The sequence below is a fragment of the Paenibacillus taihuensis genome (genome assembly GCF_003386535.1).
Lineage (GTDB): Bacteria > Bacillota > Bacilli > Paenibacillales > Paenibacillaceae > Paenibacillus_Z > Paenibacillus_Z taihuensis.
Map to the genome: position 1 here is coordinate 1 of NZ_QTTN01000056.1, position 22,369 is coordinate 22,369.

The 22,369-nt window shown below is 53.1% G+C and carries 21 protein-coding genes, 1 rRNA gene, 1 other RNA gene and 1 other annotated feature; of the genes, 1 reads left to right on the forward strand and 22 read right to left on the reverse strand.

All coding sequences use genetic code 11. The features are described from left to right. The 17 genes from A8990_RS28595 to rpoE form a co-directional block, all read right to left on the reverse strand. Window positions 1-181, reverse strand: a 16S ribosomal RNA gene (locus A8990_RS28595); the annotation flags it as partial. A 306-nt stretch (window positions 182-487) separates the two neighbouring features. Continuing rightward, a complete protein-coding gene (locus A8990_RS28600) occupies window positions 488-751 on the reverse strand; it encodes a pro-sigmaK processing inhibitor BofA family protein (protein ID WP_116192430.1) in 264 nt (87 codons plus the stop codon). After that, entirely contained in the window at window positions 748-1,026 is a 279-nt protein-coding gene (locus tag A8990_RS28605; RefSeq protein ID WP_116192431.1) for a YaaL family protein, read from the reverse strand. The genes A8990_RS28600 and A8990_RS28605 overlap by 4 nt, the downstream gene beginning before the upstream one ends. Window positions 1,027-1,194: 168 nt before the next feature. After that, entirely contained in the window at window positions 1,195-1,794 is a 600-nt protein-coding gene (gene recR, locus A8990_RS28610) for a recombination mediator RecR (protein ID WP_116192432.1), read from the reverse strand. A 27-nt stretch (window positions 1,795-1,821) separates the two neighbouring features. Beyond that, window positions 1,822-2,133 carry a YbaB/EbfC family nucleoid-associated protein gene (locus tag A8990_RS28615; RefSeq protein ID WP_116192433.1) on the reverse strand — a complete coding sequence of 104 codons (312 nt, stop codon included), beginning with the start codon at window positions 2,131-2,133 and terminating at the stop codon, window positions 1,822-1,824. A 46-nt stretch (window positions 2,134-2,179) separates the two neighbouring features. Next, the gene (gene dnaX, locus A8990_RS28620; protein ID WP_116192434.1) at window positions 2,180-3,964 is read right to left on the reverse strand and encodes a DNA polymerase III subunit gamma/tau; all 1,785 of its coding nucleotides are present in this window, start codon (window positions 3,962-3,964) and stop codon (window positions 2,180-2,182) included. 188 nt (window positions 3,965-4,152) lie between these two features. After that, window positions 4,153-5,610 (reverse strand): ATP-binding protein, encoded by a 1,458-nt coding sequence (locus tag A8990_RS28625; protein WP_116192435.1) that lies wholly within the window; start codon window positions 5,608-5,610, stop codon window positions 4,153-4,155. Between the two features lie 138 nt (window positions 5,611-5,748). After that, window positions 5,749-6,012: signal recognition particle sRNA large type (gene ffs, locus A8990_RS28630), an RNA gene on the reverse strand. Window positions 6,013-6,148: 136 nt separating this feature from the next. Next, window positions 6,149-6,538: a hypothetical protein gene (locus A8990_RS28635; RefSeq protein WP_116192436.1), complete on the reverse strand. Its 390-nt coding sequence runs from the start codon at window positions 6,536-6,538 to the stop codon at window positions 6,149-6,151. A 68-nt stretch (window positions 6,539-6,606) separates the two neighbouring features. After that, a complete protein-coding gene (gene rpmE, locus A8990_RS28640) occupies window positions 6,607-6,804 on the reverse strand; it encodes a 50S ribosomal protein L31 (RefSeq protein ID WP_116192437.1) in 198 nt (65 codons plus the stop codon). A 139-nt stretch (window positions 6,805-6,943) separates the two neighbouring features. Further along, window positions 6,944-8,203: a radical SAM family protein gene (locus tag A8990_RS28645; RefSeq protein WP_116192438.1), complete on the reverse strand. Its 1,260-nt coding sequence runs from the start codon at window positions 8,201-8,203 to the stop codon at window positions 6,944-6,946. Between the two features lie 29 nt (window positions 8,204-8,232). Beyond that, window positions 8,233-9,621: a transcription termination factor Rho gene (gene rho, locus A8990_RS28650; protein ID WP_116192439.1), complete on the reverse strand. Its 1,389-nt coding sequence runs from the start codon at window positions 9,619-9,621 to the stop codon at window positions 8,233-8,235. Window positions 9,622-9,732: 111 nt separating this feature from the next. Further along, on the reverse strand, window positions 9,733-10,980 hold the full coding sequence (locus tag A8990_RS28655) for a UDP-N-acetylglucosamine 1-carboxyvinyltransferase (protein ID WP_116192440.1): 1,248 nt from the start codon (window positions 10,978-10,980) through the stop codon (window positions 9,733-9,735). Between the two features lie 183 nt (window positions 10,981-11,163). After that, on the reverse strand, window positions 11,164-12,018 hold the full coding sequence (gene fba / locus A8990_RS28660) for a class II fructose-1,6-bisphosphate aldolase (protein ID WP_116192441.1): 855 nt from the start codon (window positions 12,016-12,018) through the stop codon (window positions 11,164-11,166). Between the two features lie 189 nt (window positions 12,019-12,207). Further along, window positions 12,208-12,606 carry a response regulator gene (locus A8990_RS28665; protein WP_090582030.1) on the reverse strand — a complete coding sequence of 133 codons (399 nt, stop codon included), beginning with the start codon at window positions 12,604-12,606 and terminating at the stop codon, window positions 12,208-12,210. Window positions 12,607-12,753: 147 nt separating this feature from the next. Further along, window positions 12,754-14,349 (reverse strand): CTP synthase, encoded by a 1,596-nt coding sequence (locus A8990_RS28670; RefSeq protein WP_116192442.1) that lies wholly within the window; start codon window positions 14,347-14,349, stop codon window positions 12,754-12,756. Window positions 14,350-14,617: 268 nt separating this feature from the next. Then, the gene (gene rpoE / locus A8990_RS28675; protein ID WP_116192443.1) at window positions 14,618-15,196 is read right to left on the reverse strand and encodes a DNA-directed RNA polymerase subunit delta; all 579 of its coding nucleotides are present in this window, start codon (window positions 15,194-15,196) and stop codon (window positions 14,618-14,620) included. 440 nt (window positions 15,197-15,636) lie between these two features. On the opposite strand from rpoE, the gene A8990_RS28685 reads away from it, so the two are divergent. Continuing rightward, window positions 15,637-16,764 (forward strand): S8 family peptidase, encoded by a 1,128-nt coding sequence (locus A8990_RS28685; protein ID WP_116192445.1) that lies wholly within the window; start codon window positions 15,637-15,639, stop codon window positions 16,762-16,764. 76 nt (window positions 16,765-16,840) lie between these two features. Here A8990_RS28685 and argS (A8990_RS28690) read toward each other — a convergent pair whose 3' ends face one another. From argS (A8990_RS28690) to A8990_RS28710, 5 genes are all read right to left on the reverse strand, one after another. Then, window positions 16,841-18,520 carry an arginine--tRNA ligase gene (gene argS, locus A8990_RS28690; RefSeq protein WP_116192446.1) on the reverse strand — a complete coding sequence of 560 codons (1,680 nt, stop codon included), beginning with the start codon at window positions 18,518-18,520 and terminating at the stop codon, window positions 16,841-16,843. Window positions 18,521-18,575: 55 nt separating this feature from the next. Continuing rightward, a complete protein-coding gene (locus tag A8990_RS28695; protein WP_116192447.1) occupies window positions 18,576-19,106 on the reverse strand; it encodes a YwiB family protein in 531 nt (176 codons plus the stop codon). A 99-nt stretch (window positions 19,107-19,205) separates the two neighbouring features. After that, complete coding sequence (gene argS, locus A8990_RS28700) at window positions 19,206-20,930, reverse strand: arginine--tRNA ligase (RefSeq protein ID WP_425463941.1); 1,725 nt, start codon at window positions 20,928-20,930, stop codon at window positions 19,206-19,208. A 63-nt stretch (window positions 20,931-20,993) separates the two neighbouring features. Continuing rightward, window positions 20,994-21,254, reverse strand: a binding site (T-box leader). Between the two features lie 53 nt (window positions 21,255-21,307). Then, window positions 21,308-21,817 carry a DNA-deoxyinosine glycosylase gene (locus A8990_RS28705; RefSeq protein WP_116192448.1) on the reverse strand — a complete coding sequence of 170 codons (510 nt, stop codon included), beginning with the start codon at window positions 21,815-21,817 and terminating at the stop codon, window positions 21,308-21,310. An 89-nt stretch (window positions 21,818-21,906) separates the two neighbouring features. Continuing rightward, window positions 21,907-22,158, reverse strand: coding sequence for a DUF7667 family protein (locus A8990_RS28710; protein ID WP_181909836.1), 252 nt, complete (start codon window positions 22,156-22,158; stop codon window positions 21,907-21,909). Window positions 22,159-22,369: the final 211 nt, after the last annotated feature.

The window sequence follows — 22,369 nt, forward strand, 5'->3', positions numbered from 1 at the left end:
CAAGTTGCATATCCGGTATTAGCATTCGTTTCCGAATGTTATCCCGGTCTTACAGGCAGGTTGCCTACGTGTTACTCACCCGTCCGCCGCTAACCTTACCCGAAGGTAAGATCCGCTCGACTTGCATGTATTAGGCACGCCGCCAGCGTTCGTCCTGAGCCAGGATCAAACTCTCCATAAAAGTGGTCCGAAGACCATTTATGAATTCGCTTGTTAGCTCATTCAAAAAACTAGCTTAATTGTATGACCTTTTGACAGGTCGCTCATTGTTCAGTTTTCAAAGAACAAATACTTCTTGTTTCGTCCGCCGTATGTCTCAGCGGCGACTTGATTAATATATCACATTCGTTCACTTCATTGCAAGCACTTTTTTTAATTTGTTTTTGCAACTCGTGTGCGCCTCAGTGGCGCGAGAGATAATGTATCATATTTGCGCTTATAAGGTCAAGGCTAATTTTTAAAATCGTTTATTTGTAAAGTGTTCCAGTTAGAACAACGTCATCTGAAGCCCAAGGATTAGCATAATGCCGGGCAACCCGAGGAGCACGACTGTACCGATCGTAGCCGGATTAAGCGGTACTTCCATTCCCGATATTAGGCCCGAGAAGTTTAGTACATATAGAACTAACGCTGCCGCAATAAGATGGAGCGAAAACCGACGCACCCATTGCAGCGGAAGCTTGCCTCTAAACATGACCCCGATTAATAGCAGCGAGGATACAATTAGACTAACCATCCAAACCGTTTTCATCCGGATAACCCACCTTTCAGATTTGACCACTTCACAGGCATGCGTTTAGCCTTTCGAATCAACATCTCATACCTCTTCTCTGCAGCCGCCATTGCAAACACCGCATAATCAATCTGGTCCTTGCCGAGCGCATACTCGAAATATCGCTGTGCATTGTCCCACTCTTGCTTCGCCGTCTCAATCTCCGCGTACAGCTCCAGCTGCTCCTGCAGCTCCGTCTTCTTCTGCTTCAGCGCCGCCTGCTTCTTCGAACGCACCCAAAATTTCCACTTCATCCTAAACGCCCCTCTCTTCGAGTGATCGAACGACAACCGACAAAAGGCATATAGTGAAATTTATGAGCAGACGCCAAAAATAGAACAAGCCCCTCCCTAATTAAGCCGCTGTAAAAAGCAAATAACCCCGCAGGAGCGCAGCTCCTACAGGGTTAAATAATTGTGTCGTTAACTTAGTTCTCTACGGCCTTCGAGCGCCTTGGACAGCGTCACTTCATCCGCATACTCCAAGTCTCCGCCGACAGGCAGACCATGCGCAATCCGAGTCACCCGAATGCCAAACGGCTTCACAAGACGGGACAGATACATCGCCGTCGCTTCGCCTTCAATATTCGGATTCGTCGCGAGGATCATCTCTTGAACGGTCTCGTCACTGAGCCTGCGGAGCAGTTCAGCGATACGAATCTCATCCGGACCAATCCCCTCCATCGGTGAAATCGCCCCTTGGAGTACATGGTATTGGCCTTGAAATTCCTTCGTCCGTTCCATCGCCACAAGGTCACGGGATTCCTGCACGACGCAGATGACCGAATTGTCCCTGCTCTTGTCCTGGCAAATCCGGCACGGGTCTGTGTCGGTAATATTGCAGCAGACGGAGCAGTAGTGCAGATTCCGCTTTACACTAACGAGCGCCTTCGCAAAATCGATGACGTCGTCTTCTTTCATTTTCAAAGCATGAAATGCCAGCCTGGCCGCCGTCTTCGGACCGATGCCCGGCAAGCGGCTAAAGGCATCTATTAGTTTGGCTATCGGTTCGGGATAATACAAGGGCGATGCTCCTCTACTAAAGCACAATTAGAACAGGCCTGGAATTTTCATGCCGCCTGTGAATTTGCCCATATCTTTGTTTGCCAGTTCATCCGCTTTGTTCAATGCATCGTTGATTGCTGTCAATACAAGGTCTTGCAGCATTTCGATATCGTCCGGATCTACCGCTTCCGGCTTGATAACGATTTTTTGTACGTTCTTATGGCCGTTAACTTCTACCGTAACTACGCCGCCGCCTGCAGAGCCCTCAATAATCTTGGTGCCAAGCTCCTCTTGCGCTTTCAGCATTTGCTCTTGCATCTTCTTCACTTGCTTCATCATTTGGTTCATGTTGTTCATTGTTAAGGTCACTCCTTATGTGTAGTTAAAAAGATTGACGCGCTAATTATTTATCCTCAATAACAACGAGCTCTTCACCGAACATCTTCACGGCCTCTTCGACCCATTCCGGCTCCTTCGGCGCGCTTAAGCCGTCTTCTTGTTCAAGCAGCAGCTCGCCTGCAGGAGCAGGGCCTTTATCGAGAGCAGTTTGCCACTCCTTCAGCATTACGGTTGCGAGCCGAACTGGCCGGCCGAATACTTCGTTGAGCACCTGTTCGATGACATCACGGTTAACAGGCTTCTCCGTCGTCTCGCGATGAATGGAGTTCTTGAATGCGACTAAGATCGTATTGTCCGCCGCAGCGACCGGATCGCCGTTGACGAACCAGGCGTGGGTGGAAATATTGTGCCCTTTCACACGTTGCAAAATGTCACTCCACTTCATGCGCACTTGCCCTGTAGCCTGGCTTTCTGCTGCCGCCAAGAATGGATCCAGCTTCACGCGGGCAATAACAACGCCTCCGCTGCCTCCCGCCGCGCCCCCGAAGCCGGCGTTGCGAGCGCCGCGCGAGCCGCCGGCTTTCTCGGCTGGCGCGCCTTGCCCATCCGGACGTACGCCGGATTGGAGCAGCTGTTCGATCTTGCGCTCGAGCGAGTCGATGCGCTGCTGCAGACGCTGCACTTCGCCTGAGGACGCTCCTCCTCCGTCAGAAGCAGATGCCCCTGCTGCAGCTCCAGCTCCGGCGGAAACACCGCCGCCTGGATCCTGCATCGTACATATCTTCATGAGCGCAATCTCGAAGATCGTCTGCGGCAGTGCTGCGTGCCGGATCTCAAGCTGATACTGATTCAGGACATCTATCATCCGGAACAGCAGCTCGCTGCTGAAGGAATCCGCCATCTCCCGATACTTCGCCTGGTCGACAATGCGCTCCGTCGACACCTTGCCGCCTGGTGCAAGCTTCAGCACGAGTAAATCCCGGAAGTAGAAGACCAAGTTCTCCAAGCACTTGTCCGCGCTCTTACCGGACTGCATGAGACCCTCGACAATCGGCATCACCGCCGCCGCATCCCGGTCACGGATGGCATCGGCAAGCTGCTTGAACTGCTCAGTCGCAAGCCCCCCCGTAACATCGATGGCATCGCTCAGCGTGATCCTTTCACCGCCGTAAGCGGATACTTGCTCGAGCAAGCTGATTGCATCTCGCATCCCGCCGTCGGATAGTCTCGCTATATAAGCAAGCGCATCCTCATCGGCTTGAATGCCTTCTTCATTACAAATCTGGCGAAGCCGGTCCGTCTGCTCCGGCAAGGATACTTGTCTGAAATCGAAGCGCTGGCAGCGTGAAATTACCGTTGCCGGCAGCTTGTGCGGTTCGGTCGTCGCCAGAATAAAGATGACGTGAGCCGGCGGCTCTTCGAGCGTCTTCAGAAGCGCATTGAACGCCTCGGACGTGAGCATGTGCACCTCGTCGATGATGTACACTTTGTAGCGCACTTCGGACGGCGCGTAACGCACCTTGTCGCGTATATCCCGAATTTCATCAATGCCGCGGTTCGATGCAGCATCGATCTCCACAACATCCATGATCGTACCGGCTGTTATGCCCCGGCAGGCATCACAAACATTGCAGGGCTCCGTTGTCGGACCGCGTTCGCAGTTGATCGCTTTTGCCATAACTTTGGCCGCAGTCGTCTTCCCCGTCCCTCTCGGGCCATTAAATAAATAGGCATGCGAAACCCGCTGTTCGCGAATCGCATTCTGTAACGTTTGAATAATATGCTGCTGGCCGACCATATCCTGGAACGTCTGCGGACGCCAAGCACGGTATAAAGCGATATGTGACATACGATCCGTTCCTTTCGGCTTAGTGACTCTATTATACACGATGCAGACAGCCTAGCAAAACGGCTTGATCGCCCAAACGCAAACGGCTGATCGCCTTATTCACGGCAAAAGATTACGTTTCGTGGAGACATTATAGAAATTCATACAAGCGAAGTTTATGAATTCTATAATGTTAAAAAAGATGAAATCTAACAAGGAAGCATTACTTTAAACAGTGCACCACGGTCCCTTGTCGCCGCTGTGATCGTACCGCTGAAGTCATGCAAAATCCGCTGGCAAACAGACAGGCCGAGCCCCGTACCATTTTGCTTCGTCGTCACGAAAGGATCGAAGATCTTATGTATCAGCTGCGGCGGTATCCCTGGCCCGGTATCCTCGATCTCAATAATAATCCGCGACGACTTGCCTGTCTGGAGCACATAGCCGCGAACGGTCAGTGTCCCGCCCTCTGTCATCGCTTCAATCCCGTTCTTGCAGAGGTTCAAAAAGACCTGCTTCAGCATCTCTGCGTCTGCAAGCACGCGCGGCAGCTCCATCTGATCATCCCAGTTCACCGTCACGTTGTGCAGCAGCGCCTCGCTCGCAATGACCGGCATAATGTCCCGAAGCACACTATCAATGCCGATCCAACTGGCGGTCATCTGCTTCGGTTTGCTGAGCAGCAGAAACTCGCCGACAAGATGATTGATCCGGTCAAGCTCGCCGAGCATGATCTCGGTATATTCTTTCTCTTTATTCATATTGTGCTCGATCATCGTTTTGCGGAACATCTGAAGAAACCCGCGAATCGCCGTAAGCGGATTGCGAATCTCATGCGCGGCGCCGGCGGCAATCTGACCGATCATCGCCAAACGGTCGCTTCGCTGCACCTGCGTTTCGAGCGAGCGTAAATTCGTTACATCTTTGAAAATAATATAGGCGCCTTCTTTAGCAAAGAAGGTACTGTGCAGCAGTCCGACATCCATGAGCAGCTCACTCTGTTTGTCTTCATAGCGCCACGTCAGCGGATAATTCCGAACCGTCTCGCCGCTTGCGAGCGCCTCGCTAATGATCGCATACTCCTTCTCCGACTCCTCGAAGAACGAAGAGAGCTCCACGTTCACGACCGCTGATTGTTCAACGCCGAGCAATTGGCAGGCAAGCGGGCTAATATCGAATATTCGCAACGTTTCCGGGTGTAAAAGGATAACCCCGATATGCTCATCGCGCAGCATCGTTTCGCCGAAGCGCTCAATGAGATTGCCGCTGCGCATACTGCTCTGACTGGACACAAAGAGAAGACAACGGATGTCTCGCTCTGTCTCCACGATAATCGGTGCGGCAGTAGCAGACATACGGTATCCTTCGGCAGCCGTCAGCTGCAGCGGAATCCCTTCGTTGAGCGGATTCTGCAATCGTTCTGCAATGGTCTTGTATAACACAGCCGGGTCCATCCATTGCGCTGCCCCGTCTGTGATCGTGCCGATTGGCTGGTGAAGCAAATCCGACTCCGCGTAGCCCGTTTCTTTCAGAAACCGTGCATTCACGTAGACGATTTGATTAGCTTCGTCCAGCATAACAATCATCGTATCTGCGAATTGTCCGCAATAGCTTTCAAGTGCTTGAAGGCCGAGACGTACAATGGAAGCTGAAGGGATGTCGTGCATGCTCTGTTCTCCTTTACGTAGACCGATTCTATAACTTTTCGGCTAGGCAAGTAGATAATCCTGCCAGAACAGAAAAAAACATCCTGTTCATGGTTCGAATTCAACCATAAAAGGATGTTAGCTTCATCATATAGGTGACCGTGCACCTACCTTCGATTATGCGACATGAGCGGCACTTCCACTCCCAGCTCAGGCCAAGCACTCCTCCGGCACATGGGCGGACCTGCTTATGGCTGCTTCCTTCCGGACCTGACCCGTTCACAGGCGTCCATTGCGGAGGACCCAGCCGTCAACACTGTTCATGAACACCAGCCCCACATCAGCATAACCTCGGGTAGGGATTCAACCTCGCTACAGCGGATTGCGAGCTACAGGGCACCGCTACCTCCCCGTCTAGCACGGCAAAAGTAAGTATAGCTTGTTCTACTGCAAAGTGCAAGTGACTATTCGCTGGAAGACCAAGAAGCTCATGGATGGTGCTTGATTTCGCCCCCATTCGCCACTATCAGCCTGCATCAACTTACTGCAGATTTATTCTTTAGGTTACTCTCACCCGAACGTTATAACGGGGCATGTTTTTCTTCAGCACAGCCGTCGCTTCCTTCTTCAGCCGTGCCTTATTCACACCCGCTTTCGGAGTAATCGTGACATCCATATCCGGCGTCCGAAACATGATATTGACCCGCTTGATCCCGCTGACCTGCTGAAGCAGCTGACGCTGAGCGAAATTGCCGTCATCGTTCTGGTTGAGGAAGTTGCCGTTGCGATTCGGCAGATGAGGATTGCTGTTGGACAACCCTAGATAGCCGTCATGACCGTATGAATTCGCATTATAATGGTTCGTGGCGTCCTTATTACCGCCGCACGCGGTCAGTGAAATGGTTGCCATGACCGTAATCACGCCTAACAAAAGCCGTTTGCTTCGCATAAAAAAACCTCCCTTTAACCAATAGGATGGCTGAGGGAGGTTCTTGTATTCTGCTAATTTTCGGCAGATTAGATACCGTATTTCTTCTTGAATTTGTCGACGCGACCGCCAGCATCCAGGAACTTCTGCTTACCCGTAAAGTGCGGGTGGCAAGCGGAGCAAATCTCAACGCGCAGGTTCTGTTTAATCGAACCAGACTCGAAGCTATTGCCGCAAGCGCAAGTTACTGTTGTGACGTGGTATGTCGGATGAATACCTTGTTTCATCTCGTTCACCTCTTTCCGCCCTGGATCAACATGCGGACCCAGAGTAATTAACACTAGGAGAGTATAGCATGGACGCCGCCGCTAAAGCAATGCTTTTGTAAGTGGTGGAACTGGAAAGTTCAGTATCCTTCCATCCCGCCTACAGAGGCTGCTTCAGAGGTGCAGGCGGCACATGCGTGTAAGAGCCGATAACGACATCCGGCACTTCATCCGCAAAAATCTCCAGCATCTGCTTCATGCCGTAAATCTCGCCTTGCGGCTTCGGAATGAGCTCCAAATAGCTCTCTGGATCGATGTTCAGATTGCGCATTTGGATCAGCTTGAGGCCCGTCCGCTTGACGAATCCAAGCATCGCTTCGATCTCCTCTTCACGGTCCGTTACGCCTGGGAAGATCAAGTAGTTGATCGATGTGTAGACGCCTTTGTCCGACGCGTAGCGAAGGGACTTCTCCACATTCGCGAGCGTGTAGCCGCGAGGCTTGTAGTATGCATTATAATGATCATCCAGCGCGCTGATCGTACTTACGCGCATAAGGTCAAGACCCGCATCCACGATGCCCCGGATATGATCCGTTAAGCCCGCATTCGTGTTGATATTGATGTAACCCAAGTTCGTCCGCTTGCGGACTTCACGCATCGCTTCGATAATGATCTTCGCTTGCGTCGAAGGCTCGCCTTCGCAGCCCTGGCCGAAGCTGATGATCGATTCCGGCGTCACGAGATGTTCCATCATGACGTCGACGATCTCTTCGACGGTCGGCTTGAAGTTCATCCGAGTCTGCGGTGCCGGGAAGCCGCTGTCGTCAGGCTGCTCCGAGATGCAGCCGTAGCAGCCGGCGTTGCAGGAGAACGATACCGGAACTGCGCCTTCCCAGCGCTGCAGGAACGTGTTGGACGCGGTCAAGCATTCGTAACCGAGCGCACAGTTGGACAAATGCTTGTACAACCGATTCTCCGGGTATTTCGCAAGCAGCCGCTCAACGCCAACGGTGAGCTCCTTCGGATCGCAATTCATCGGATTCCAGCGTTCCGGATCATCGCATTTCTGCGCGGCAACGTAGAAGCCGTCTTCCTTCCAAACGACAGCAGAGTAGCCGAATAGCGGCAGCTTCTGCTGCTTGTCCGTCTTCATATAACCCGGAATGGCAAGACGGGTATAGCCTTGCGGCAGCAGCGCGCCGACCGCTTGCACATTGCCTGGCAGCGGGCGCATCTCGCCGCTTTCAATATGAATACCGATTGGCCGGGTATGCGGCAGGCCAACCATCGTTGCCCCTTCGGGCAGCGGAATGAGCTCTTCTTCCATCAGCTCGACAACCATGTCGCCGCTGCGGCCGAGCCCCGTCCAATCGGGATGATCGAACAAATTGCCATGTTCATCTGCGTAAACGAGATTCATGCTGTAACCTCCTACTTCAAAAGCCTTATCTATGTCACCGTCGTCGAACGTGTCGTCGGTCTTCTCGGCACCGAAGATCCCGAGCCGCCGCTGCCGTTACCGTTGCCGCTCGACCGAGTGCTGCCGCCGCCGCTTGAGCTCGGTCTGCTTCTTGGCGCAGATGACGTTACGGCAGAAGTATCAAGCGACATCAAGAATTCCTCGTTCGTCTTGGACTCGCCAAGCTTCTTCAGGAAGCCGTCCACGAACTCCATCGAATCGTTCATGCTCTTGCGAATCGCCCAAACCTTATCCAGCTGTTCCTTCGACATGAGCATTTCTTCGCGACGCGTACCCGAACGACGAATATCGATTGCCGGGAAAATACGGCGATCTGCAAGCTTCCGGTCCAGATGAAGCTCCATATTGCCCGTACCTTTAAATTCTTCATAAATAATATCATCCATACGCGAGCCTGTCTCGACGAGCGCTGTTGCCAGAATCGTCAAGCTGCCGCCTTCCTCCACATTACGGGCAGAACCGAAGAACCGCTTCGGACGATGGAATGAAGCCGGATCGATACCACCGCTAAGCGTACGACCGGATGGCGGAACAACGAGGTTGTAAGCACGGGCAAGACGCGTAATGCTGTCAAGCAGAATAACAACGTCCTTCTTCGCCTCTACAAGACGCAGCGCGCGCTCAAGGACAAGCTCTGCAACCTTGATATGATTCTCAGGTACTTCGTCAAATGTCGAAGCAATGACCTCGCCTTTCACAGAACGGGACATATCCGTAACTTCCTCAGGCCGCTCGTCAATTAGCAGCACAAAGAGCTCGATCTCTGGATGGTTGGTGGAAATACTATTCGCAATTTCTTTAAGAAGCAGTGTTTTGCCCGCTTTCGGAGGCGCTACAACGAGTCCGCGCTGACCAAGACCGACCGGTGCAAGGATATCCATAATACGTGTAGACAGCTTGGGAGCGTTTGTTTCGAGCACCAATTTCTTTTCGGGATAGAGTGGAGTAAGAGCTGGAAAATGAAGACGTTCTGCAGCGTGTTCGGGGCTTTCTCCATTAACGGCATTTACTTGAAGCAATCCAAAAAATCGTTCGTTTTCCTTAGGGGCGCGGCATTTACCAGAAACTAAATCACCTGTACGGAGGTCGAATTTGCGGATCTGCGAGGCGGAAATATAAATGTCTTCCGGACTCGGCAAATAGTTGATCGGTCGCAGGAATCCGAAGCCTTCGGGCAAAATTTCGAGTACGCCTTGCATAAACATAAGTCCGCTTTGCTCAGCTTGCGCGCGCAAAATTGCAAATATCAGTTCTCTCTTCTTCAATTGGCCATAGCCCTGTATCTGGTGCTGTTTGGCCAGCTTATACAGCTCTGTGAGCTTCATCGCTTCAAGATCGGCGATCTGAAGTTCAGACATATAATCACCACTTCTTTGTCAATGTTCCAAACTTTAAAAAAAGTCCAAGCCTCAACCATCATTGCCGGAATCGGCCTTCTCTATTCCAAAGGCCGTCCCGAATTGCTCCTTCTATTCACGCCAAACGTCGGCACCAAGCATGCGTAAATTTTCAACGAGATTGTCATAACCGCGGTCAATATATTCAACGCCAGTAATCTCCGTCACGCCGCCGTCTACAGTCAGCGCGGCAACGACAAGCGCTGCGCCTGCCCGCAAATCTGCTGCACGCACTTTCGCCGCATTGAGCGTTCCGCCCTCGACAATCGCCGAACGGCCTTCCACTCGAATGTTCGCGCCCATACGCGTCAGCTCTGGCACATGTTTGAATCGGTTGCTGTATACATAGTCGCTCAAAATGCTGACGCCTGTCGCTTGAGTCAGCAAGCTGGTCATCGGGGATTGCAAATCCGTGGCAAAACCGGGGTATACGAGCGCCTTCACATCGATGGCTTCATAACGCGGTTGACCTACGATACGAATGGACTCATCCATCTCGTATACATGAACACCCATCTCTTGAAGCTTCGCCGTGACAGCTTCCATATGCTTCGGTATAACATTATCGATTAATACGTCGCCGCGGGTTGCCGCTGCAGCAATCATGTACGTTCCCGCTTGAATGCGATCTGGAATAATGGAATGGCGGCAGCCGTGCATACGCTCGACGCCTTCGATCCGGATAGTCTCTGTACCGGCACCTTTAATCTTGGCACCCATGGAGTTAAGAAGTGTAGCAACATCTATGATTTCAGGCTCTTTTGCCGCGTTTTCAATAATGGTGGAGCCTTTGGCCCGGGAGGCCGCAAGCATAATGTTAATGGTCGCCCCAACACTGACGATGTCTAAGTAAATCTTCGCGCCGCGAAGCTCCTTCGCCACAATCCGTACGGATCCGTGGTCGTTAGTGACTTGCGCACCCAGCGCTTCAAAGCCTTTGATATGTTGATCGATCGGGCGCGGCTCGAAATTACAGCCGCCTGGGAGACCGATTGTCGCTTCGCCGAACCGGCCAAGCATTGCACCCATTAAATAATATGAGGCACGCAGCAGCTTCACTTTGCCGTTAGGCATCGGGATCGACTGCATGGCAGCAGGATTGATGACGATCGAATCGCCGCTCCATTCTACCGTACCGCCCAAATCTTCTAAAATCTCGCTATATACCGCAACATCGCTCAAATGCGGCAAGTTGTCCAGCGTCACCGTCGATTCGGCCAAAATAGCTGCCGGAAGCAGCGCCACTGCACTGTTCTTGGCGCCGCTAATTTGAACGGTGCCGCGCAGCGGTTGTCCGCCGCGGATCATCAGTTTTTCCATCAGTAATTCATATCCTCCTATCCGAGAAGAGAACAGAAGAATCAAACGGCCGCGAGAACACGCGAGTGCCACAAAGCAAGCGCTCTGCATCTTTCAATAACTTCTTGAAGGACGAGAGCGCCTGCTGTAACCGGCCCGCGTGTTCACGCGGCTGTTTGTTTGATTCTTAGTTTGCTCCGGAAGTTACGCTTGGTTGCTGCTGCCGAACAAACGAATTTTTTCTTGAACAACTGCTTTCATAGCAGAACGAGCTGGTACCAAGTATTTACGAGGATCGTAAACAGAAGCGTTACCGCTCAAAACTTCGCGGATTGCGTTCGTGCAAGCCACTTGGTTCTCTGTATTAACGTTGATTTTGCCTACGCCAGCTGCGATGGACAGGCGAATTGCTTCGTCAGGCACACCGGAACCGCCGTGCAATACAACTGGAACTGGAATCGCATCGGATACTTTTTGGATGATATCGTAGTGGATCTTAGGCTCGCCTTTGTACATACCGTGAGCTGTGCCTACTGCGATCGCCAAGCAATCAACGCCTGTTTCTTCGTAGAAACGGATTGCTTCTTCTGGCTTCGCAAGGGAAGCGTGCTCTTCGTCAACGCTGATGTCGTCTTCAACGCCGCCGATTGTACCAAGCTCGCCCTCAACGGAAACGCCCATAGCGCGTGCGGCTTTAACAACTTGCTTCGTCAGCTCGATATTCTCTTCAAGGCCGTAGTGGGAACCGTCGAACATAACGGACGAGAAACCTGCACGGATACATTTCATCGCAACTTCGAAGCTGCTGCCGTGGTCAAGGTGAAGCGCGATTGGCAAACCGGATTTCTTCGCAGCTGCTTCAGCGATCGCAACTGTGTACTCAATACCCATATATTTCAGGGCGCCTTCGGATACACCGAAAATAAACGGAGATTTCTCTTCCATTGCGGCTTCAGTGATCGCTTGCGCGAACTCCAGGTTGTTCATGTTGAACTGGCCTACCGCGAATTTGTTTGCTTTTGCCTTTGGCAGAAATTCAGTCATTGAAACGAGTGGCATGGTTCTCTACTCCTCCTAAGGTGTTATGAAGCGTTGCAGCTCCATAAGGTTGTCTTTTATAAAAATCACGCATCTGATACGCACCAAATTAGTATACCACAATCGAGATTCGTTTGGTACAAGCGCCTGAAAATCGAACCACCCCTTACATCTCCAGCCCGTTCTAACAAAAAAAGTGGGATCCGCTAATTAGGATCCCACTGCATACCAGCCGCTAGCGTCTCCGCCGCGCAGCTGAAGGTTAACCGCCATTCGCATCTCATCAATGTCAAACGGCTTCGTAAAGTGCATCAGCGCACCGTGATCGGTCGCTTCCTTAATCATGTCGAGCTCACCATAGGCCGTCATCATAATGACTTTGATGTCCTTGTTAATCGCTTTGACATGCTTCAAAATCTCCAGTCCGTCCATCCCTGGAATCTTCATATCCAATAAAACCAGATCCGGGTTCTCGCTCTTTACGATTTCGAGCGCCAGCTTGCCGTTCGGGGCTTGAAAGGTTGTATAGCCTTCGCTGCTGAACACTTCCATCAATAAAATTCGAATGCCATTCTGATCATCGACAATCAAGACTTTCTTGTTTTCCAACTTGAAACCCTCCCAGGAATGTACGACAATCAATCGCCGAGATTGGATTAGAATTCCATAACCCTCTCGCTACTGATTCGCTCAGCACCATCCATTTTCCTGCTTCGGTTGGAAAATTTCTTAAAAAAATATTGGCGGAGGCGCTTATTAGGACTCCAGCGATGCGCGAACGAATCCACGGAACAGCGCTTGCGGTCTGTTCGGACGCGATGTGAATTCCGGATGGAATTGTACCGCAAGGAACCAAGGATGCTCTGGCAGCTCGACCATCTCAACGAGGTGACCGTCTGGCGAAGTACCGGAAATTTTCAAGCCTGCAGCTTCAATCATTTCACGATATTCATTGTTGAACTCATACCGGTGACGGTGACGCTCGTACACCAGCTCATCGTTGTACATACGCTCAGCTAGCGAGCCCGGCTTCAGCTTGCAAGGGTACAGCCCAAGACGCATTGTGCCGCCCATGTCTTCGATATCCTTCTGATCCGGCAGCAGGTCGATAACCGGGTACGGCGTAAGCGGGTTGATCTCCGAGCTGTTCGCATCTTTGAGACCAGCAACATGACGTGCGTATTCAATAACCGCTACTTGCATACCAAGGCAAATACCGAAGAACGGCACCTTGTTCTCGCGCGCATAGCGAATTGCTTGTACTTTACCTTCGATACCGCGGTCGCCGAAGCCGCCCGGTACGAGAATACCGTTAACGCCTTGCAGCATATCAGCAACGTTGTCTTGTGTCAGCTCTTCTGCATTGACCCAACGCAGCTTCACATCTGCATCCGCCTCGAAGCCAGCATGGCTAAGCGATTCTACGATACTGAGGTAAGCATCGTGCAGCGCTACGTATTTGCCGACGATCGCAATCTCGGTTGTACGGCTAAGCTGTTTCACGCGGCGAACGAGATCTTCCCACTCCGTCATATCTGGCTGCGTAGTCGTCAGCTTCAGGTGGTTCACCACGATTTCGTCCAAGCCTTGCTCGCGCAGGTTCAGAGGAACTTCGTACAGCGTCGATGCATCGCGGCATTCTACGACTGCTTTCGGATCGATGTCGCAGAACAGCGCCATCTTGCGCTTCAGATCATCCGCAAGCTCGTACTCGGTACGGCATACGATGACGTTCGGCTGAATGCCGATGCTTCTCAGTTCTTTCACGCTATGCTGAGTCGGCTTCGTCTTCACTTCGCCAGCCGCTTTAATGTATGGAATCAACGTAACATGGATGTACATCACATTGTCACGGCCAATATCGCTCTTGATTTGGCGGATTGCCTCAAGAAACGGAAGGCTCTCGATATCGCCGACTGTGCCGCCGATTTCGGTAATAACGACATCTGCACCTGTTTCTTTGCCAGCGCGGAATACGCGTTCTTTGATTTCATTCGTAATGTGGGGGATAACTTGAACCGTGCCGCCCAAATACTCGCCGCGGCGCTCTTTGGAAATAACGGTCGAATAAATCTTGCCTGTCGTTACGTTGCTGTTCTTCGACAGGTTAATGTCGATGAAACGCTCGTAGTGGCCAAGGTCGAGGTCCGTCTCGGCGCCGTCATCCGTAACGAATACTTCACCGTGCTGGTACGGGCTCATTGTTCCCGGGTCCACGTTAATGTAAGGATCAAACTTCTGGATGGTCACTTTCAGACCGCGATTCTTGAGCAAACGCCCGAGCGATGCTGCCGTAATCCCTTTACCGAGCGACGATACGACACCGCCTGTTACAAAAATGTACTTAGTCACTGATGATACCCTCCACAGAATGTATGGTTAACGATTAGTTTCCCCCATTTTCCGAAGAAAAATGGTTGAAAAAAAGAAAAAAGTGACACCCGTGTTCACGGGGCACTTTGTAAATTGGTTTATTGCTTGATCAAGCAATAACATATTTGCTCGTCCAAGGACGGCAAATCTATTCCTGCTCGCATGTCCGTTCTTGAAGCCCAAACAGTAGTTTACCTCGTACAGAATCCCCATGTCAAGTGAACATGGGGATTCTGTAAAGGCAATATTATTTGTCGTCTTCTTCGTCTTCGTCGTCGAAGTCTTCCTCAGCATCTTCTTCATCTTCGCCGTCTTCTTCCGAGACGTCGTCAACTTCAATGCCGTCCTCTTCGATGTCCTCGTCGTCGATAACAACCTCTTCATCCACTTCCGCTTCTTCTTCCGCTTCGTCGAAGATCTCTTGATCCTCGTCGTACGAATCGAAATCGTCGTCCTCGGATGCGTAAGTATCTTCTTCCTCGTCGGTGTAGAGATCCTCGTCGTCTTCTTCGTCGTTGATAATGCGCGAACGCTTCGCATTGCCAACCGGATCTTCATTGCGCTCAACCGGGTACCAGCGCTTCAGTCCCCACATGTTGCTGCCGACGCACGCGAAACGTCCGTCGATATTAATTTCTGTATATACTTGCGCAATTACATCGTTGATTTGTTCTTGGGACAGGCCCCGAATTTTTGCAATTTCCATCATTAGATCGCGGTAATAGAACGGCGTGTTCGCCGCCTTCAGCAATTCAAATGCCAAGTCGACCATCGGCATTTCTTTCACGCGCTCCGGATCGATCTTCAAGACAATCTCGCTGCTCATTTCGGACACTTCCTCTCATGTACAACTGCCTGCACCATGCAGACAATCCATTATCAACCTATAGTAAAACCTATTTCTTTCGAAAAAGCAAGCTTCCCTATGGGTGGAGAGGACAAAAGAAAAAGCGAAGGAGCGCCCTTCGCTTTGACTGTATCCTTCCGGATAAAGCGCTGCCGCCTATTCCGGTAATAAGAGCCCGTGAATGACTCTTGGTTTATGATATGTGCCCGTACGGCGAATGACACGGTTTGCAGCCTAATTATGTGAAAAAAGGCAAGTTGCTCATACAGCTTGTTACGCTCGTTCATACAATACTGCAGCTACGTTGTAACTGTTAGTTGGAAGCAGGCCAACTCAGTTAGCAACAACTTGTAACTGTTCGTTCGGAAAATAAGCGCGAGCTTAGGTTAGCACATGCCGCCGTGGAGGGGAAGCCAAATTTGGACAAATCGACAATTCTCCGCCTGTTACACAGCGCGTTATCTCTCGGGGCCGCTAATGTAAAGCGGCGGATCGTTCGTTTCCGGCAGAAAGCCGATTACGAACGGTTCCTAAGCGAGTGGTCTAGATTCGGCAACAGCGCGAAGCTCGTTCGTCATCTCCCTTCCATTCATGGCTTCTCCCTGCCAATCGCCCAAGATCTGCTGGCATCCTCCGCCTGCGCCGACATCTGGGTCGAGAACGACCCGCTTCTGACGGTGCATAACACGGCATTCAAATCCGTATCCCGTGAAAAAGGAATCCCTTGGGGCGTGCAGGAGATTAAAGCTCCGCTCGCTTGGAGCATGACGACTGGCCATCGCGTCAAAGTCGGCATCATCGACACTGGCGTAGACTTCAGCCATCCCGACCTGAAGCATTCCCTCGGCCGTGGCATTAATCTGCTCAGCCGCGGCTCGCTGCCGCATGACGACAATGGACACGGCACGCACATCGCCGGCACGATCGCCGCTGCCAACCAGGTGCATGGGATGATCGGCGTCGCGCCCCGCGCTACCGTATATCCGGTAAAAGCGTTCGATCATAACGGCAGCGCCTTCGTCTCCGATATCGTACTCGGCATCGATTGGTGCGTGCGCAACAAGATGGACATCGTCAACATGAGCTTCGGCATGAAAACGAGAAGCAAGTCGCTGCTGACCGCTGTGACGAACGCGTACAACGCCGGCGTTATTATTGTTGCTTCGTCAGGTAACGACGGCAAACGCAAATCCATCGACTATCCCGCTCGATATCCGCAGACCATTGCTGTCGGAGCGACGAACCGGCTGCGCCGCATTGCGCCGTTCAGCAACCGCGGCACCTTTATTGATGTATACGCGCCGGGCGACAAGATTCTGTCCTCCTGGCTGCGCGGCAAGTATCACGAAATGAGCGGCACCTCGATGGCTACGTCGCATGTCAGCGGCGCGATCGCCCTGCTGCTCGCTCACCGGCCGGGACTGTCGCCGGCGGAAATTAAAGCGGTCGTGAAACGATCGATGCTGCCTCTAAGAGGCACAAAAGCCCCCCGGGTTGCCGGGGAGCTTGATGTGATGCAAATGCTGCAAACCGGGGACCGAAGATAGTCGTCCGCGGTTTGTTTGGCTTGTACGCCGTGCGGTGCGGCTTGAGAAGCCGCCTTGCAGCTGCGCACGCGCGATGTTACATGCGCTCCGGCGCGGATACGCCGACGAGGCGCAGCACATTCGCGATCGCGGTGCGCGTCGCAGCAAGCAGCGCGAAGCGCGCCTGGGTCTGAACCGCGTCCTCGGTGATGACGCGGTCGGCTCTGTAGTAGCTGTGGAACAGCGACGCGAGCTCGTATACATAGCGGATCAGGCGATGCGGCGCGTACTGCGCAGCAGCTTCCGCGATCTCTTGCGGCAGCTCGCCAATCTTGCGAAGCAGGTCGAACTCGTGCTCGGTCGTCAGCTTGCTGAGGTCCACTTCGGCAAGAGGCAATACCGCGATGCCTTGCTCTTCCGCTTGGCGGAAGATGCTGCAAATACGCGCATGCGCGTATTGCACGTAGAACACCGGATTCTCATTTGATGTGGAAATCGCCAGATCCATATCGAAGTCCAGGTGCGAATCCATGCTGCGCATCGTGAAGAAGTAGCGGATCGCGTCTACGCCGACTTCGTCCATCAGGTCGACCATCGTAACGGCCTTGCCTGTACGCTTCGACATCTTAACCTTCTCGCCGTTCTGGAACAGGCTTACCATCTGCGCGATCAAGACGACCAGCTTCTGCGGATCGTTGCCGAGCGCCTCCATAGCCGCTTTCACACGCGGGATGTAACCGTGGTGGTCTGCGCCCCAGATGTTGATCATGCGGTCGAAACCGCGCGCGTACTTATCGCGGTGGTACGCGATGTCCGGCGTCAAATATGTGTACGATCCGTCATTCTTCACAAGAACGCGGTTCTTGTCGTCACCGTATTCCATGGTGTTCAGCCATGTTGCGCCTTCTTCTTCGAACACTTGGCCGCGCTCGCGAAGCGCTGCCAGCGCCTGCTCGACTTGGCCTGTCTTATAGAGCGAAGTCTCGCTGTACCATACATCGAACGCGACGCGGAAATTGCCAAGGTCGCGCTTAATCTTGTCGAGCTCGCGCTCAAGGCCGTAATCGCGGAAGAATGTGAAACGCTCCTCATCCGACAGAGACAGCAGGCGGTCGCCTTCATTAGCTGCGAGTTCTTTTGCAAAGCCGATGATGTCCTCGCCATGGTAGCCGTCCTCCGGCATAACCGCGTCTTGGCCGAGCGCTTGCTTATAGCGCGCTTCGATGGAGTAGGCCAGGTTCGCAACCTGGTTGCCCGCATCGTTAATATAGTACTCTCTCGATACATCGTAGCCGGCAAAATCAAGCACGTTGCAAAGCGCATCGCCCACAGCCGCGCCGCGGGCGTGGCCGAGGTGAAGGCTGCCTGTCGGGTTCGCGCTGACGAACTCGACTTGAACACGCTGGCCTGTGCCAGCATCGATACGGCCGTAATCTGCGCCTTGTTGCGCTACTTCTGCGACTACCGGGTACAGATAGCTGCGGTCCATACGGAAGTTAATGAAGCCCGGTCCCGCGATCTCCGCGCTTTGGATCGACGCTTTCTTCATATCCAAGCCTGCAATAATCGCTTCTGCGATTTGGCGCGGATTCTTCTTCGCGAGCTTCGTCAGCTGCATCGCTGCGTTCGTTGCCAGGTCGCCGTGCGCCTTATCCTTCGGCACCTCCAGCACGAATACCGGAAGCTCCTCACGGGCTGCAAGCCCAGCGTTTACGACTGCATCGGCAATCGCTTCTTTCAGCTGCACATGCAGCTGCTCAATAACGTTCGTTCTCATGGTAAAATCGGATCCCCCTGCATCATAGTTGTTTATTGGTATATGAAAATATAGCTTACGCGCCTGTCTCTTCTTCGGCCCGCAGCCGAATCATAAACTCGCCAGTCGGCTCGTCATTAACGAGCAGCGTATAATGCCACTCCAGCAGCATCGGCAGAGACGGCACAAGCCTATCGCTTGGATCTATTGCCGGTTGCGATTGCTGTTGTTGTTGTTGCTCTTGCTCTTGTTCTTGCCCTTGCAGGGCTTCGGAGAAGTCGCCGAACTGCATCCAGAGCAGCTTCGTCTCTGTTTCCATATGGAAATTGGCATGCATCGATGCATAATGGCCCGTGCGCCTTACGCCTGCAACGAAGATTTGCTGCGACTCCACGGCTCCATTCCGCGACAAGCTCAGTTCGCCGTCGCGCCAACGGATCATCGTGCGCACCTCCGCGTTCTCACCGGAAGGGCCCTGCACCGTCTCCTCGTAGCGAATGAACATCGTGCTGCCCTTGCGGAACCATTCGCCGCTGAACGTGTTCTGTTCGCGCTCTCCATCGACATCGCTTTCCAGCGTAATCGTTACTTTTGCTCTATCCGTCATGTATCACGGTCTCCCGTCGCCTAATTCTCCTGTCCTCACTATATACAGGAGCATCGTCAATTTCAATGCCTGCTCGTTGATCGTTTGGCGGGTTAACGGCTAGATTTGTGTAGGCGTCTTAAGGCCAAGCAGCGTGAGCCCTGAGCGCAGCAGCCCTGCAACAGCCGCGGCGAGCAGCAGCTTCGCGGCGGTCTCTTCCTCGTTCTCCGTCAGGATGCGCTCCTGATGGTAGAAACGGTTGAACCGTTTCGCAGCATCGAGCAGGAAACGCGCGAGAACAGCGGGCTCATGCTGGCGAAGCGATTCCGCGATCGCCTCCGGATATGCCGCTAGCGCCTTCAAGCACTCCCACGCCGCTGCCCCGGTCAGATACTGTCCGTAACGTCCGCCTGCAACAACGGCGCCGGACTGGCTGAGCGTCTCCGCTTCTTCAACCGACAGGCCGCCTTTGGCCAACAGCTTGAACGCTCTTGCCGCCGTATACTGCACATACGGTCCGGTCTCCCCTTCGAAGCGGAGCGCTTCATCGAGCGAGAAGTCGACTTCCAGCATGCGATGATGCTTCAGATCGCCGAAGACGATCGCGCCGATGCCGACCGCTTCCGCCACTTCCTTCGCCATCTCGAGCTCCGGATTCTTCTCCGCGATGATCGCAGCCGCCTTTGCCACCGCTTCATCGAGCACCTCGTCGAGGAAGATGACCTGCCCTTTGCGCGTGGACATTTTGCGTCCGTCGAACTTCATGAGACCGAAGGGCAGGTGATGGCAGTCGTCCGCCACTTCTTCGTCCATGCGCTTCAATACCGCGAACACTTGGGCAAAATGCAGCTTCTGCTCCGCACCGACGACATACAGCAGCAGGTCGCCGCCCATCTCCTTCTTCCGATAGAGCGCCGTTGCGAGATCGCGCGTCGGGTAGATCGTCGTGCCGTCTGTCTTCAGGATGAGACATGGCGGCAGCCCTTCTTCATCGAGGCGCACGACCTGCGCGCCGTTGCTCTCTTCGAGCAGCTGCAGCTCCGACAGCCGTTCGACGACGGCGCCCATCTTGTCGTTGTAGAAGCTTTCGCCGAGCGTATAGTCGAACTTCACGCCAAGGCGCGCGTAGACGCGGTCGAACTCCTCCATGCTGAAGGAGACGAAGTATTGCCACAAACGGCGCGCTTCCTCGTCGCCGTTCTCAAGCTTCCAGAACCAGCGGCGCGCTTCGTCCTCCAGCGCAGCGTCATGTTCGACTTCCTCATGGAAGCGAACATACAAGCTGAGACTCTCCTTAATCGGCGCTTCCTTCAGCTTCGCTTCATCGCCCCAGCGGCTGTACGCCTCCATCAGCTTGCCGAACTGCGTCCCCCAGTCCCCGATATGATTGACGGTGACGACATCATAACCGGAGAAGCGGTACATCTGAGCGAGCGCATTGCCGATCATCGTCGAGCGCAAATGGCCGACGCCGAACGGTTTGGCAATGTTCGGAGAGGACAGGTCGATGATGACTCGCTGATCTGAACCTGCCTGCGACTGACCGAAATCACCTACAAGCAATGGTGAGAGCAGCTTCGGCGCCCAATCCTCGCGCTTCAGAAACAGATTGACATAAGGCCCCTTCGCTTCGGCGCGAACAGGCTGACCTTCTCCATTGATGCGCTGTGCAAGTTCTTCTGCAATCGCAGCCGGTGCGCGCTTTAGTGTTCTTGAGAGCGCATAGCAAGGGAACGCAACATCGCCAAGCTCCGGATTCGGCGGCAGCTCGAGCAGCCGAACGATTTCCTCGTGCTCCAAAGTGACATACGACTGCAGCTGAACCGCTGCCCATTCCAATAACAGGCTCATCACAAGTTCCTCCCCAATTTGCGCTACAAGCTGAAACATAAAAAACCCCCGTCTCAATAAAGAGACGGAGGTTGAATTCCGCGGTACCACTCTTCTAGTCTTCCCTCGCGAATGCGCAGCATAGCGAAAGAGAAGCCTCTCAAGGCACGATAACGGGGTGACCGGATGCACCTACGGACGCGCCTTGCCACTCGCAAGCCCGCGTTTCGGTTCATCTACTCCCGGGTCCGCTTCCCTTACGCCGCTGCACCGGCTTTCACTAACCCGGCTCGCTGCCAGCACCGAACTGCAAGGTACTCTCCCGATCATCGTATGTAGCTGTTATTTCCCCTATTATATGCGACCTCGCTGAAATTGCAAGCGACAAATGATTAAGTGAGAAAGGGCAGGATGGCCTTCCACGCTTCAATCCGATCCGCGGTACCCCGCATCGTCTTGGTCGGAATGGGGCTCGTCGACGGAAGCTTCATCAGCGTCAAACCTTCGAAGGTCTTGTCATCGCGAAAATATTTCTTAAACGTATCATTCGACTTCGTTCCGTTAAACACCAGGCAGCGTATGGTCGGGTGCTCCTTCACGAGACCGGGCAGGTCATTCGGCACTTCCGCACGAATGTTGGCATCGAGGCTGCCTTCGCGTTCGCATGACGCGATCACATCCCACATCGCAATGCCGTGTGAAGCGGCAAAAGAAAGCCTGTCCTCATACGCCTCATCCGGCTCGCGTTCGAATAACCCATACAGCACCCGCCACATATGATTGCGCGGATTGCCGTAGTACTGGTTCATCGCAATCGATGCTTCGCCGGGCATGCTGCCGAGAATAAGAATTGTCGGGCTCCCGCTGACCATCGGCGGAAAAGAGTGAACACGCGTCGTCATGCTGCTATGCTACCTCCTTCTTCTCCTCCGAGCTTACCCGTTGCGTCGAGCCGATGCAAGCGACGAGCATCTGCCCGGCACTCGCGCGATTACGTCTGCGGCGAACCCGGCGGCTGACCGCTCAGTTTCTCCAAACGCTGACAAATTTCATGCTGCCATTCGACGTCCTGCACCATGGAGGCGATAAGCGACAAATTGTGCAGGTTAGCCAATTGCCTGATATGCATCGCGTTAACAGCCAAGCAATGCTCGAAGTCAGCCTGCTCGTCCCCCGTCAGCTGACGGCGAATACGAATCGTCCACAGCTCGGCGAGCCGTTCATGAATCGGTAAAATGTTCACGTGCGCCATCCCTCCTAATGATCAACCATGATCAAACACTAGTAACTAGTATGGCCAAAAGAGAGAGAGGCAAAACGCAGTAGCAGGAGAACTAAACAAGATTCAACGGATCCCACTACTCAGTCCAATGTTCTTTCGATCGCTGTTGTAGCCTGGATAATTTCCGATTCAATTAGACACTTAGATGTTATTATCCGTCTACAAAGGCGAC